Genomic DNA, 14,245 nt, shown 5'->3' on the forward strand with positions numbered 1-14,245 from the left:
TCCTAAGACCGGCTCAATGAATACTGACTTCAAAACTGCTCTTACTCGAAAATAAAAAAGTAATTTTAAAGCTATTGTTGTTCCAACAGAACAACAATGAATTGACTGTGCCAAAATCAAGTAAACTTGATTCTGATTGGTCACTCAGTTCATTGATAAATCTTTTTTGATTATCATCAACGAGTGCCCACACAGATTGATAGGTTTATATTGTTAAAGAGCGTTCTTCGCTGGATTGCCGAGGCTTCCTTTGAAGAGGCGGCCATTCTAGCGAGATAATGGAAAGTGTCAAACACTTTATTAAATTATTTCGTCTTACCGATTTGACCTACTGATTGGCTGCTGGTTGGGCTTGAACCCTTACTGGCTGTGCCGTGTCAGTGAGGTCGCATTATAGGGATCGTCGTCACGTTGGCAAGCGTTATTTTGTAAAAATTGCAAAAATAGCGCTTAATCACCAAATTACTGCTCAAAGCCTTATTTATTCAATTTTACTAAGATCAAGTAAACATGTTACCCACAGAGTTATGCACATTAGCTGTAATTTTTATCTTTTCAAACGTAGAAAAAGCGCCTTCAGACGCTTTTTCCGTTTCACTCATTTCTTTTTTACACTATGTAGAAGATTAAATACCTGCATCATCTCCTTAGTTATTCTCTTCATGAAGACCACACTCTCTTTTTAAGCCGAAGAAACGCGTTTCTTCTTCATTCATTCCCGGTTCCCATTTACGAGTGGTATGAGTGTCACCAACTGAAAGGTAACCTTGCTCCCATAATGGATGATACGGCAGGTGATTTTCTTGCAGATAATAATGTACATCTTTATTTGTCCAATCAATCACAGGTAGGAATTTAAACACACCATTTTGAATCGCTAAAATAGGTAATGTCGCCCGCGATTGTGATTGCTCTCGGCGTAGGCCAGAAAACCAAGTACCGATATTTAGTTCATCTAACGCTCTTCGCATCGGTTCTACTTTATTAAGGTGATTGTATTGTTCAATGCCAGTAACGCCTTGTTCCCAAAGTTTACCGTAACGCGCCTCCTGCCATGATGGACTTATCGTAGCGCTGAAGATATGCAGATTGAGATTTAGATGCTCCGTGAGCTGGTCAATAAATTGATATGTTTCAGGAAACAAATAGCCAGTATCCGTCAATACCACTGATATATCGCTTTTTACGCTAGAAACCAGATGCAGCATCAATGCGGCTTGAATGCCAAAGCTAGAAGAAAGCGCATGGGTTCCTTCTAGATTCTCAATCGCCCACATCACTCGCTGCTGCGCTGTTAACGTTTCGAGATAAGCATTTAATGGGGCAAGGTGTAACGTTTGCTCTACTTTAGTTAGCGCCAATAACTCGGACAATTTAGGAACTACTGGTACTTCAAGCATAGAAATCTCTCTTAGAGATGATCACCTCTTCTATAATGCCAGTGCGAATGGTGAAATCGCCAAAACCCTCATTGGATTGACGCTCTAGCGCCCAGCGTCCTACCAACTCATCAATTTCTTGAAGAATTTGTACATCGGTAATGTTTTCTTTATACATTTTAGGCACACGTGTGCCCGCTCTATTGCCGCCAAGATGTAGGTTGTAGCGACCGGGAGCTTTACCAACTAAACCAATTTCAGCCAACATGGCTCGGCCACATCCGTTCGGACAACCTGTGACACGTAAGATAATGTTTTCTTCTTTAGGTAACGCATGTTTTTGTAGGATCGTCTCTACGTCCGTTACAAATTGAGGGAGGAAACGTTCCGCCTCAGCCATAGCTAATGGGCACGTAGGGAAAGAGACGCACGCCATCGAATTTTTACGTTGCTCACTCACATTGTCATTGATCAAACCATGCTGACGCGCAATCTGCTCAATCGTGGCTTTTTGTACAGCTGGTACTCCCGCTACGATGAGGTTTTGATTGGCCGTCATACGAAAATCACCTTGGTGGATTTTAGCAATTTCTGCCACACCACTCTTTAGCGGTTTATCAGGGAAATCGAGTAAACGACCATTTTCGATGAAAAGTGTTAAATGATGCTTACCATCGATACCTTTAATCCACCCAATCCGATCACCACGTTCTGTGAGCTCGTAAGGGCGGCTGACCGCAAACTCAATACCAGCACGCTTTTCAACTTCGGCTTTGAACACATCGACGCCCACTCTATCGAGTGTGTATTTAGTTTTTGCATTTTTACGATTAGACCGGTTTCCCCAATCACGCTGAGTCGTAACCACAGCGGCGGCGACTTCTAAGGTTTTATCCAAAGGAATAAATCCGAAATCATCAGCACGACGCGGGTAAGTAGAAGTATCACCGTGCGTCATGGCTAGGCCGCCACCCACCAGCACATTAAAACCAACTAACCGACCTTGTTCGGCAATCGCAACAAAGTTTAAATCGTTGGCATGTACATCCACATCGTTTTGGGGCGGAATAACCACTGTCGTTTTGAACTTACGCGGTAAGTAGTTATTACCTAAAATCGGCTCTTCATCTGTAGTTTCTAGTTTTTCACCATCCAACCAAATTTCGGCATAAGCGCGCGTTTTAGGTAACAGATGTTCCGAAATCTTCTTCGCCCATTCGTAAGCTTCCTGATGCAGTTCAGACTCCACAGGATTGGACGTACACAGTACGTTACGGTTCACATCACCCGCTGTGGCAATCGAATCAATACCAATGCTGTTTAACGTTTGATGCATCAATTTAATGTTAGGCTTCAATACCCCGTGAAACTGAAAGGTTTGGCGAGTGGTTAAACGAATGCTGCCATATAGGCTGTGCTCAGTTGCAAATTTATCTATCGCTAGCCATTGTTTCGGCGTGATGATCCCGCCAGGCATGCGCGCACGTAACATCACATTGTGCAGAGGTTCTAACTTTTGTTTTGCACGTTCGTTACGAATATCGCGATCGTCTTGTTGATACATGCCATGAAAGCGAATCAACTGAAAGTTGTCAGCACTAAAGCCACCTGTGATGTGATCTTGCAGATCTTGCTCGATCGTCCCACGTAAAAAGTGACTTTCACGTTTCAAGCGCTCGTTATCTGACAATGGGCCTAGCTCTTGTCCTAATACTTCTTGATGATTAGATTGTTGTTTGGTGCTCATTAGTACACATCCCTTTGATAACGTTTTGCTTTGCGCAGATCGTTGATATATGTCTCTGCCTGTTCACGTGATAACCCACCTTGCTGCTGTGCAATAACAATTAGTGCATCATGCACATCTTTCGCCATGTGCGTTGCATCACCACAGACATAAAGATACGCACCGTTTTGAATCCATTGCCAGACCAGTTCGGATTGTTCAAGTAATCGATGCTGAACGTAGACTTTCTCATGCTGATCACGGCTAAACGCCACATCTAGACGACTCAGCACACCGGATTTCAGATATTTTTGCCACTCAACTTGATAGAGAAAATCTTGAGTAAATGTACGATCACCAAAAAACAGCCAGTTTTTTCCTTTTGCTTCACGGTTATCACGCTCTTGAATAAAGCTACGAAATGGCGCAATTCCGGTGCCAGGACCAATCATGATAATAGGCACATTATCATCTTGCGGTAGTTTGAAATTATTATTGTGTTCAATGAAAACCTTTACCTTGTCGCCCTCTTCTAAGCGCTGGCCAAGGTAACTGGACGCTCCCCCAAAACGGTGCTCATCTTGGTGTATATACTGAACAATGCTGACGGTAAGATGCACTTCAACTTCGCTTTGACTTGATGCGATAGAATAAAGACGCGGCGTTAAACGACGTAATAAAGAGAGTAGCGCTTGGGCCGTCAGTTTAGTTTGCTTCTCTCGCAGTACATCAATCACTTGATGATGGCTCGCATACAATCTGAGCTTCTCTTTATCCTCCACCAGCTCAAGCAGTTTCGTACAACCAGATAACTCAGCAAACTTGGTCACCATCTGAGGATTTGCAGCCGTAATTTCATATTTATGCATTAAAGCACTATGGATGGATAAACTTTCGCCATCGACCTCAACACTTTCGACACCCGATAGCCCAGTCGCAGATAACACGGCATTGACTAACTCTGTATCGTTTTCATACCATACTCCAAGCGCATCCCCAGACTGATACGTTATACCTGACTCACCCAAGTCAATTTCAATGTGGTGCACCTCTTTTCCTGAATCTCGCCCAGTAATTTTTTGACTCGTCAGTAAAGTCGCACTGTAAGGATTTTGCTTATTGTATTGAGATAGATGACTCGTGGTTTGACTCACGGGTAATTGCACAACTTGCGCAGGCGTACTTGCAAAAGCTTCTTTTACCACTGCTAATGCCTTGGCTTTCCACTCGGTGGCTTGATGTTCGTAATCAACGTCGCAATCCACTCGTTCAATAAAACGTTTGGCACCAAGCTGCTCTAAAAATGCATCAAAATCTTTGCCCGTTTGGCAAAAAAATTCATAACTGGAGTCACCTAAGCCAATCACACCATATTGCAAGTGAGGTAATTTCGGCGCTTTCTTGGATTGTAAAAATTCATGCAGCGCTAATGCATTGTCAGGGGCTTCGCCCTCGCCATTGGTCGATGCAACAAAAATAACATGCGTTTCTTTCGCAAGATCTTTGCCCTTGTAATCACTCGCATCGAATAATTGAACCGCGATACCGGCAGCCTGAGCTTCTCTTTCCAATCCTTCAGCAAGGCCTTTTGCATTTCCTGTTTGAGAAGCGAAAATAATGGTTAATTGAGTCGCAGGCTCCATTGATACTAAAGTGGCTGCTTGTGAGCTGGAAGTAGAAATACTTGATGCTTGAGACTGACTGAGGCCCCAAAAATATCCGCTAACCCAAGCAAGCTGCTGCGGGGAAAGTTCTGAAATAGTACGCTGCAATCCGTTCAGTTGCGCGTCATTGAGTGGGCTAGCTAAACTGGCTAGCTCTTGGGGTATGGTATTTCCTGAAGACATGGTCACGACTTCCCTATTCATTGCGTGACAATAGATTAACCACTCTCTTTAATAACAAGAAAGAATAGATAAGTATGTTTTATAACTTTTTGGAAGTAGGCATTACGCTTAATTCTCTCATTTAGACTCGACTCGAACTTGCTTAAAACCCACCTCCATAGCCGATTTAGAGGCAAGATCCAGATCGGTATACTGGCATTCGTCACCCTGAGAATCGGTTAATAGCACGAACCCACCACGGCAATGCCGAAACTCGACTATCCAATGCCCTTCTTGGAAAGAAGGTTCAATAATGGCTTCGATAAGCTTGTTCTCACGATACAAGTCCCTTAACTCGGTAATCGTCATCACCACACCATTTTCACATTATTCACTCGTGAATTAAGCATGGTACATTTTGCTTATTCTGCTAAGAAATTGCACAATAATATAATTATCAGTTATAAAAAACGCCACCTTGTAGAGGTAGCGTTTTATGGAAAATGCATTTAGCGCGTAAGTATCGAATCGATACTTAAAATTGAAATTCAGCCCCCAAGAACCAACCATCAACAAAGACAAATGAGTTTTTCGTTTTTGGGTCAAGTTCGGTGAATTCAAGATCAATCACACGATAGCCGCCACGCAATGCGACATTGCCAGCACGAATAGGTATGGAATACTGCAAACCCGCTAGTACATCTGCGCTTTTAATTCCGCCACTATCACCAAAATCAAACTGCCCAATCACATCAACTTGGGTATTGGGAATTTTAATTGTGGCATAGGCATACCAGTTAAAAGTCGTCTTATCAAAACTGTACTTCAAGCTATCTGGTGCTTGATACTGAGAACCACTATATTGAGTGAATGTAACACCCGCATCGAACGACATTAACTGTCGCTCTAACAGATTGTAATACAAGGTATAGTCGTACTTATCAAAGGATGCATAATCCGCCTCAAGCGTGGTATAACGAATACTCGCATTGGGCAAATAAGGTAGCTGATGCTCAAAAGCAACGTGGATTGAAGGTGTCTTCACATCATCACGACGAGTATTGTCGATTTTAGTGCTGCCCCACCACATGTCAGCGCCAACTTCTCCACGATAAAATGATTCTGCTTGAACCGATGCGGTTGACATCATCATTGCCACACTGACCAACGCTAACCAAATTGGTTTATTCATCCCTATTGCTCCCTATTTATTCGCTACTAATGCATGTTCTTAATTGAACGCGATAGTAGCATATTCCTGAAGTGAGTTAACGTTTCGTTGACTGCCACATTAGCGAGGGGTGTACACCACATGACGGAAGAACCAGACCCCCAAAACAATCACAATGATCCAAGGTAGTAGCTTAAACATCACTCCAATCATGCCTAGTAATGCCAATACTATGAAGCCCATGACCGTCGCAATAAACACAGTCGCCAAAGTGATGCCTGTCGCCAATAAAGTTGCAATAAAAACCAATAAGAAAATAAGTTCAAACATGATGCTTTCCTCCGTTTCTCTTACCACTAGCAGATATCGAGCCAACTTGTTATCACCACCTCTGATTTCAAGTCAAGACCAAAAAAATCACAGTTTCTTGGCCAATCAAGCACTTGAAAAGCAATATTTATTTCAATAAAAAAGCCAAATAACACCGAGTCATTTAGCCTTTCTATTGTTGGTAAAAATCACCACTTAAGTTGGTAATTTTTACACATTCAACTCTTTCGGAATTTTTGCTAATGCCGCTTGCACGACTTCAATTCCCGCACCGGGCTTATGTGCATTCTCACTGATATAACGTCGCCATTGACGAGCACCTGGCATATTTTGGAACATACCTAACATATGGCGGGTAATATGGCCAAGGTAAGACCCCTGAGCTAATTGACGTTCAATATAAGGAAACATCTCTTCAATAATTTGAGAACGTTTTTTAATCGGCGTATCCATACCAAAAATGGTCTGATCCACTTCCGCCAACAAATAAGGGCTTTGATAAGCTTCCCGGCCAATCATTACGCCATCAAGATGCTGTAAATGCTCACTGACTTCAGCTAAGGTTTTGACACCGCCATTCACAGCAATGACTAAATGTGGGAAATCTTTTTTCAGCTGATATGCCCGTGAGTAATCTAACGGCGGTATTTCACGGTTCTCTTTTGGGCTCAAACCACTAAGCCACGCCTTACGCGCATGAATAGTAAACTGTTCACAGCCCCCTTTCTCTGATACCAATGAAATAAAATCAGTCAAAAATTCATAAGAATCCATATCATCAATACCAATGCGCGTCTTTACGGTTACCGGAATATCAACGACTGATTTCATCGCTGCAACGCAATCCGCCACCAGTTGCGGCTCAGCCATTAAACAAGCACCAAAACGACCATTCTGGACGCGATCGGACGGACAACCTACATTGAGGTTGATTTCATCGTACCCGTACTGCTGGGCAAGTTTGGCACAATGAGCAAGGTCTTGAGGATTCGAACCACCCAATTGTAACGCTACTGGGTGTTCCTCCTCGTTGTAAGCCAAGAAGTCCCCTTTACCATGAATGATCGCGCCTGTCGTGACCATCTCGGTATACAGTAACGTTTGCGAGGACAGCAAGCGATGAAAGTATCGGCAGTGGCGATCTGTCCAATCGAGCATAGGGGCTACTGATAGCTTACAAGGGTGAGTCATGATTTAGATATCCCAATTCAGTCAGTTTCAATGGCTAAACTTACAGCCAAAAACAAAGTTTGGCATTGTAATCGCTTCGAGTTTATAGCGCCAACAGTTCTTCTTCTGTATCGTTTTGCATCGATATAAGGTAATTTAAGTACTATTTTCGTTGCAAACAACGATCACATCGCTAACTAACTCCAGAAAATGTTGTAGGCTACAAGGCTATTAATCTGGAAATAGTATATTATTATTAAAGTCCAATGGTTATGGTGATGAATTTGGACCACAAGCTAACGAAACAAATAGAAGAACTATGCGCAGCGAGAGGAGTACGACTAACTTCTCAACGAAAGAGAGTGTTTGAACTGATTTGTTCAAGCCAAAAAGCATCCAGTGCTTATGAATTGCTTGAAGATTTAAAGCAAAGCGAGCCCCAAGCGAAACCACCAACGGTGTATCGTGCTCTGGACTTTTTGTTAGAACAAGGCTTTATTCATAGAGTGGAGTCAACAAATAGCTTTATTTCATGTTGCTCTTGTAATGCTAATAAGCATTTCTCACACCTATTAATTTGTGACAAATGTGGCAATGTTATTGAACTTCAAGATGATAGTCTGATAGCCTTGCTAGCAAGCAACGCTGAGAAACACGGTTTTAACATCGTTAATCACGTTATTGAATCTCATGGTGTTTGCCAAACGTGTTCCTCAAGTCTGAAAGTATAAAAACAGTAGAAGAAGGTTATGCGCGCTGAATTTGTAAACCCGTTTTTAGCTTCTTTAATGAACGTGTTAAAAACGATGGCTTCATTAGAGTTGAAGCCACAGAAACCTCGTGTAAAGAAAGATGAGATTGCCCGTGGTGATGTCTCTGGCTTGATTGGTATGGTTGGTAGTCAAAGCCGCGGTTCCATGTCTATTACTTTTGATGAAAGTCTAGCATTGGAAATCATGCAAAATATGTTAGGTGAACGCCCCAACGGTCTCAATGAAGAAGTGACAGATATGGTCGGCGAAATCACCAACATGGTGACAGGCGGAGCTAAACGTATTCTTGCCGAGAGTGGTTTTGACTTTGATATGGCAACTCCGGTTGTTGTCTCAGGAAAAGGCCACACGATTCGTCATAAATGCGAAGGTGCAATTATTATCATGCCGTTTACCTCTCAGTGGGGTAACGCTTTTATCGAAATCTGTTTCGAGTAAGCTCTTTCATTAAAGAAAAAAAGGTTGATACCGTTAAGTATCAACCTTTTTTATTTGGATAAAACCTTACTCACATCCAAGTAAGGTTTTGACGCATTACGCTTTAAATGTCTTAAACGCGTTAATCAAACCATTGGTTGAGCTGTCGTGTGAACTCACTTGAGCATCGTCGGCTAACTCAGGCAGAATTTGGTTTGCTAACTGCTTACCAAGCTCAACGCCCCATTGATCGAAACTGAAGATATTCCAAATAACACCCTGTACGAAAATTTTATGCTCGTACATCGCAATCAGGTTGCCCAAAGTGCGTGGCGTGATCTGCTTAACTAAGATTGAGTTGGTTGGGCGGTTTCCTTCAAACACTTTAAATGGTGCGATTGCCGCCATTTCTTGTGCTGATTTGCCCGCCGCTTTTAGCTCAGCTTCAACGGTTTGCTGCGTTTTTCCAAACGCTAACGCTTCTGTTTGAGCAAAAAAGTTCGACATCAATTTTTGGTGATGATCACCCGCTGGGTTATGGCTGAGCGCTGGCGCAATAAAATCACACGGGATCAATTTTGTTCCCTGGTGGATCAATTGATAAAAGGCGTGTTGACCATTAGTACCGGGCTCACCCCAAATGATTGGACCCGTTTGGTAAGTTACCGCTTGACCGTTACGATCTACGTATTTACCGTTTGATTCCATATTACCCTGTTGGAAATAAGCGGCAAAGCGATGTAAGTATTGGTCATAAGGCAGAATCGCTTCTGATTCGGCACCGTGGAAGTTGTTATACCAAATACCAATCAAGGCTAGGATCACAGGAATATTTTGCTCAAAAGGTGTCGCCACAAAATGTTGATCCATCTCATGCGCGCCGGACAGCAGTTCCACAAAGTTGTCATAGCCTACAGCCAATACAATGGATAGACCAATCGCTGACCATAGTGAGTAGCGTCCACCGACCCAATCCCAAAATTCGAACATGTTGTCTGTATCAATACCAAACTCAGCGACTGATTTCGCATTAGTCGACAGCGCCGCAAAATGTTTTGCAACATGAGTTTCATCGCCTGCTTCCGCTAAGAACCAATCACGAGCCGTATGTGCATTGGTCATGGTTTCTTGGGTAGTAAACGTCTTTGAAGCCACTAAAAATAGCGTGGTTTCTGGATTGACTTTTTTCAACGTTTCAACGATGTGTGTTCCATCAACGTTAGAAACGAAATGAAGATTAAGATGATTCTTATACGGCGCAAGTGCTTCTGTGACCATGTATGGGCCAAGGTCTGAACCACCAATACCAATGTTGACAATATCGGTAATCGCTTTACCAGTGTAACCTTTCCATTCACCAGAAATCACTCGTTCAGAAAACGATTTCATCTTCTCAAGTACCGCATTCACGGCTGGCATCACATCTTCACCATCAACCATGACCGGTGTGTTACTGCGGTTGCGTAACGCAGTGTGCAGTACGGCACGGCCTTCAGTTTGGTTGATCGCGCATCCTTGCAGCATAGCGTCGATGGCTGACTTTAGTTCAGTCTCATTCGCCAATGCTTGTAAATGTTGTAAGGTCTCTTCGTTGATCAAATTTTTTGAGTAATCAACAAGAATATCTGAACCAAAACGAGTCGAGAATTTATCGAAACGTTGTGCATCTTGTGCAAAAAGTGATTTAAGGTCCATATCTTGCGCTGATTCAAAATGCGCAGTCAGTGCTTTCCAAGCGTTGGTTTGCGTTGGATTGATATTTTTCAACATGGTATCTATCCCGATGTGACAGTAGGTTTTATTCCTATCATTCCTAAACTCTGTTTCAAAATGATGGAATCCCCGATTGAGCAAAAAAAGAAAATGGTATCGACTGCCTATATTTGGAAGGCAACACGTCGTTATTCGTTTTGTGAGCGCCATTATGACGCAGCTTACCCGCTCTCATATTGAGTTAGGTCAGGTAAACCTAATGGGTGCATACTCTGGCTTTATTGATACGACATCTCAACACGAGAAGTGAGTTTCGTCACTAACTCGTAAGCGATCGTGCCGATGTGAGAGGCCACTTCTTCGGCTGGTAGCTCTTTTCCCCATAAAATAACCTCATCGCCCACCTTATCGCAGGCTTGTGGACCGAGATCGACCGTAAGCATATCCATTGAAACTCGCCCTGCAATCGGCACTTTACGCCCATTGACAACAACCGGAGTTCCATTGGGTGCAGTGCGAGGATAACCATCGCCATAGCCAATTGCGATAACACCAACCTTAGTGTCACGTAAGCTTGTCCAAGTGGCACCGTAGCCGACACTCTCTCCCGCTTTAACATCACGCACTGCGATCAAGTGAGATTTTAATGTCATTACAGGTTGATAGCCCAGCGCTTGCGCCGAGTTATCATCAAAAGGAGAAACGCCATACATAATAATACCTGGGCGAACCCACTCTAACTGGCTGTGCTTCCAAGCTAATAAACCAGCGGAGGCAGCAAGTGATCTTTCACCCTCATGACCTTTTGTCATTGCTAAAAATAGCTCAATTTGCTCAGAAGTGGTTGATTTATCGAGTTCATCGGCACAACCAAAATGACTCATATAACGCAATGGCTTCACTACGTTTTTACACGCTTGCAAACGTTCTAAAAAATCGGGGTATTGTTCTGGGCGCACACCTAAACGATGCATTCCGCTATCGATTTTCAACCAAACATTGACTGGGACATCTAATTGAGCTTGCTCTAAGGCGACTAACTGCTCCTCACAGTGAACAACGGTTTGAATGTTATTGGTCACCAATACAGCAAGATCCATCGGGGAATAAAAACCTTCAAGCAACAAGATAGGTTTTACCACACCGCTCGCTCTCAGTTGCAGCGCTTCTTCAATGCGCGCCACGCCAAATGCATCCGCGCCTAGTGCATGTTTCGCAACATGCCGAAGCCCATGACCATAACCATTTGCTTTGACCACCGCCATAATTTTACTGTTTGGTGCCTGCTGTTTTACTCGCTGTAGGTTGTGCTTTAACGCATCGAGATCGATGCAGGCGGTTGCCGCTTTCATGTAGCTCATCAAATTACTCATCGTCAAATGCAGGGCCTGCATAGTTGTCAAAACGAGAATACTGCCCTTGGAAGGTCAACCGTACAGAACCAATCGGGCCGTTACGTTGCTTGCCTATAATAATCTCTGCGATACCCTTTAACGAACTATCAGGGTGATACACCTCGTCGCGATAGATGAACATGATCAAATCGGCATCTTGTTCTATCGAACCGGATTCACGCAAATCGGAGTTGACTGGGCGTTTATCGGCGCGCTGCTCCAACGAACGGTTAAGCTGCGATAAAGCCACCACGGGCACATTCAATTCTTTAGCCAGTGCTTTTAACGAGCGGGAGATCTCCGCAATTTCTAAAGTACGGTTATCCGATTGCGAAGGAACTCGCATCAACTGCAAGTAGTCGACCATGATGAGCGACAAGCCGCCATGCTCGCGCGCAATACGACGAGCTCTAGAACGAACCTCGGTAGGCGTTAGGCCTGAGCTATCATCTATGTACATATTTTTCTTTTCCATGAGAATACCCATGGTAGATGAAATTCGTGCCCAATCCTCATCATCCAGCTGCCCAGTACGAATTTTGGTTTGATCAACGCGAGAAAGCGATGCCAACATACGCATCATAATTTGTTCAGCCGGCATCTCAAGAGAGAAGATAAGAACCGGTTTTTCTTGCTCCATGGCCGCGTTTTCACACAAGTTCATGGCAAACGTCGTTTTACCCATAGAAGGGCGAGCAGCCACAATGATCAAATCAGAACCTTGTAAACCAGCCGTTTTCTTATTGAGATCAGCAAACCCCGTATTCACGCCCGTGACGCCATCTTGTGGTGTTTTATACAGTAGTTCGATACGCTCTAAAGTTCTTTCTAAAATCGAATCAACATTCTGCGGGCCTTCATTTTCGCTGGTACGCTCCTCAGCAATGGCGAACACTTTACTTTCAGCCAGATCGAGCAAATCTTCCGAACTGCGCCCTTGCGGATCATAACCTGCATCCGCAATCTCATTGGCAACACCGATAAGGTTACGCACCAACGCTCGTTCCGCTACGATTTCAGCATAAGCATTAATATTAGCCGCACTGGGCGTATTTTTCGCCAAGTCTGCTAAATAGGCAAAACCGCCGACATCTTCCAACTGTTCGCGACGCTCAAGATACTCAGATAATGTAATAAGATCGAGCGGCTTACTGGCTTCCAAAATCGATTTAGCTGCATCAAAAATTAAACGATGCGCACGGCTATAGAAGTCTTTGCTGACCACACGCTCAGCCACCGTATCCCAACGTTCGTTATCCAATAGCAAGCCTCCAATCACTGATTGCTCAGCTTCGATCGAATGTGGAGGAACTTTAATTGCGTCGACTTGTGCGTCAAACGGTTTACGATTTCGTTGATCTGTTCGTGGTGCAGCCATGACTTCGCTCAATACTATCTAATGACCGACCATTATAGCCAGAATAGATCATTTGTAATTATGTAAACGAAACTTTGTGTTTATCTCGTAGAGAATTAACCTCATGCTGACCAAACAGAACCGCCCTACACCTACTATTTCGCCCACTATTTTTATTCACTTTAGGGGTGCTTCGTGTCCAAAATTTGGTTTCTTAGTTTTAGCCTGTTCGCGATGAGTGCAGCTTATGCTAATGAGGATCTTAAAAACAATACGGAAATCGAAGTTCCTTCTCCTTGGAATAGCCAAGTCGAATTGGGTTACCAAGCCCACTCAGGTAATACTGATTCAGAGTCATTGAATTCACGAGTCAAGACAGAATACATAACAGGTCGCCATCGAACCAATGGTGAGTGGAAATTGTATCGTCTTGATAAAAATGGAAAAGAGAATAAGCGGCAGGCAAACTATTCGCTGCAAAGTGACTATAAGTTAGCTTCAAAAGCCTATCTATACGCAAACTTTAACGGTGTTGATTCGAAATACAGCGCCTATTCCAAAGACTACACGCTATCTGGTGGAATGGGTTACCAATTGATGAATACCGACATATTGCTATTAGAGATTGAAATAGGGCCCGGTTTTCGTTACCAAAAACCCAATCTAGATGAGATATCAAGTACAGATATTGTATTTGCAAATACAGTCGAAGAAGTCATATTTCGTGGTAACTTAAAAGGTGTTTGGGCAACTTTCGATAATTTAACCATCTCCTCTGAACTGACTCTTGTCGCAGGAGAAAGTAACATCAGAACCGATAGCGAACTCATTTTAACCAATCACATTACTGATTCGATTGCGTTGAAAGTGAACTTGTCTCGCCAATACCACGATAAGGTTCCAGCAGGACTAAGTAAAGCCGATAGCGTTACTTCATTTAGTTTACAGTTTCGTTTCTAGGTAGTTTGAAGATAAAAAAACACCAGCCA

At 43.3% G+C, this 14,245-nt stretch carries 13 protein-coding genes; 3 read left to right on the forward strand and 10 right to left on the reverse strand.

Annotated elements, in window-relative coordinates:
* Window positions 1-647: 647 nt before the first annotated feature.
* The 7 genes from N5E84_RS11400 to dusA all read right to left on the reverse strand — a co-directional run bounded on the left by N5E84_RS11400 (window position 648) and on the right by dusA (window position 7,623).
* A complete protein-coding gene (locus N5E84_RS11400; protein WP_019282798.1) occupies window positions 648-1,400 on the reverse strand; it encodes a phosphoadenylyl-sulfate reductase in 753 nt (250 codons plus the stop codon).
* A complete protein-coding gene (cysI, locus tag N5E84_RS11405; protein ID WP_019282799.1) occupies window positions 1,393-3,126 on the reverse strand; it encodes an assimilatory sulfite reductase (NADPH) hemoprotein subunit in 1,734 nt (577 codons plus the stop codon). Before cysI ends, N5E84_RS11400 begins: the two co-directional genes overlap by 8 nt.
* The gene (locus N5E84_RS11410; protein WP_019282800.1) at window positions 3,126-4,973 is read right to left on the reverse strand and encodes an assimilatory sulfite reductase (NADPH) flavoprotein subunit; all 1,848 of its coding nucleotides are present in this window, start codon (window positions 4,971-4,973) and stop codon (window positions 3,126-3,128) included. Before N5E84_RS11410 ends, cysI begins: the two co-directional genes overlap by 1 nt.
* Window positions 4,974-5,069: 96 nt before the next feature.
* On the reverse strand, window positions 5,070-5,300 hold the full coding sequence (locus tag N5E84_RS11415) for a hypothetical protein (RefSeq protein WP_038149123.1): 231 nt from the start codon (window positions 5,298-5,300) through the stop codon (window positions 5,070-5,072).
* Window positions 5,301-5,466: 166 nt separating this feature from the next.
* The gene (locus N5E84_RS11420; protein WP_019282801.1) at window positions 5,467-6,123 is read right to left on the reverse strand and encodes a TIGR04219 family outer membrane beta-barrel protein; all 657 of its coding nucleotides are present in this window, start codon (window positions 6,121-6,123) and stop codon (window positions 5,467-5,469) included.
* A 99-nt stretch (window positions 6,124-6,222) separates the two neighbouring features.
* Window positions 6,223-6,432, reverse strand: a complete 210-nt coding sequence (gene pspG / locus N5E84_RS11425) for an envelope stress response protein PspG (protein WP_026027454.1) — start codon at window positions 6,430-6,432, stop codon at window positions 6,223-6,225.
* 210 nt (window positions 6,433-6,642) lie between these two features.
* A complete protein-coding gene (gene dusA, locus N5E84_RS11430; protein ID WP_013857910.1) occupies window positions 6,643-7,623 on the reverse strand; it encodes a tRNA dihydrouridine(20/20a) synthase DusA in 981 nt (326 codons plus the stop codon).
* Window positions 7,624-7,874: 251 nt separating this feature from the next.
* Here dusA and zur point away from each other — a divergent pair, with 251 nt between their 5' ends.
* Complete coding sequence (zur, locus tag N5E84_RS11435; RefSeq protein WP_029388347.1) at window positions 7,875-8,333, forward strand: zinc uptake transcriptional repressor Zur; 459 nt, start codon at window positions 7,875-7,877, stop codon at window positions 8,331-8,333.
* 18 nt (window positions 8,334-8,351) lie between these two features.
* On the forward strand, window positions 8,352-8,813 hold the full coding sequence (locus N5E84_RS11440; protein ID WP_017043302.1) for a chemotaxis protein CheX: 462 nt from the start codon (window positions 8,352-8,354) through the stop codon (window positions 8,811-8,813).
* 96 nt (window positions 8,814-8,909) lie between these two features.
* Here N5E84_RS11440 and pgi read toward each other — a convergent pair whose 3' ends face one another.
* The 3 genes from pgi to N5E84_RS11455 form a co-directional block, all read right to left on the reverse strand.
* The gene (gene pgi, locus N5E84_RS11445; RefSeq protein ID WP_029388348.1) at window positions 8,910-10,562 is read right to left on the reverse strand and encodes a glucose-6-phosphate isomerase; all 1,653 of its coding nucleotides are present in this window, start codon (window positions 10,560-10,562) and stop codon (window positions 8,910-8,912) included.
* 221 nt (window positions 10,563-10,783) lie between these two features.
* Window positions 10,784-11,857, reverse strand: a complete 1,074-nt coding sequence (gene alr / locus N5E84_RS11450; RefSeq protein WP_197056815.1) for an alanine racemase — start codon at window positions 11,855-11,857, stop codon at window positions 10,784-10,786.
* 13 nt (window positions 11,858-11,870) lie between these two features.
* On the reverse strand, window positions 11,871-13,277 hold the full coding sequence (locus N5E84_RS11455; RefSeq protein ID WP_013857915.1) for a replicative DNA helicase: 1,407 nt from the start codon (window positions 13,275-13,277) through the stop codon (window positions 11,871-11,873).
* Between the two features lie 174 nt (window positions 13,278-13,451).
* On the opposite strand from N5E84_RS11455, the gene N5E84_RS11460 reads away from it, so the two are divergent.
* The gene (locus N5E84_RS11460) at window positions 13,452-14,216 is read left to right on the forward strand and encodes a YdiY family protein (RefSeq protein WP_019282804.1); all 765 of its coding nucleotides are present in this window, start codon (window positions 13,452-13,454) and stop codon (window positions 14,214-14,216) included.
* The last annotated feature ends 29 nt before the right edge of the window (window positions 14,217-14,245 follow it).

The sequence above is a fragment of the Vibrio sp. J502 genome (assembly GCF_025397955.1).
Taxonomy (GTDB): Bacteria; Pseudomonadota; Gammaproteobacteria; order Enterobacterales; family Vibrionaceae; genus Vibrio; species Vibrio anguillarum.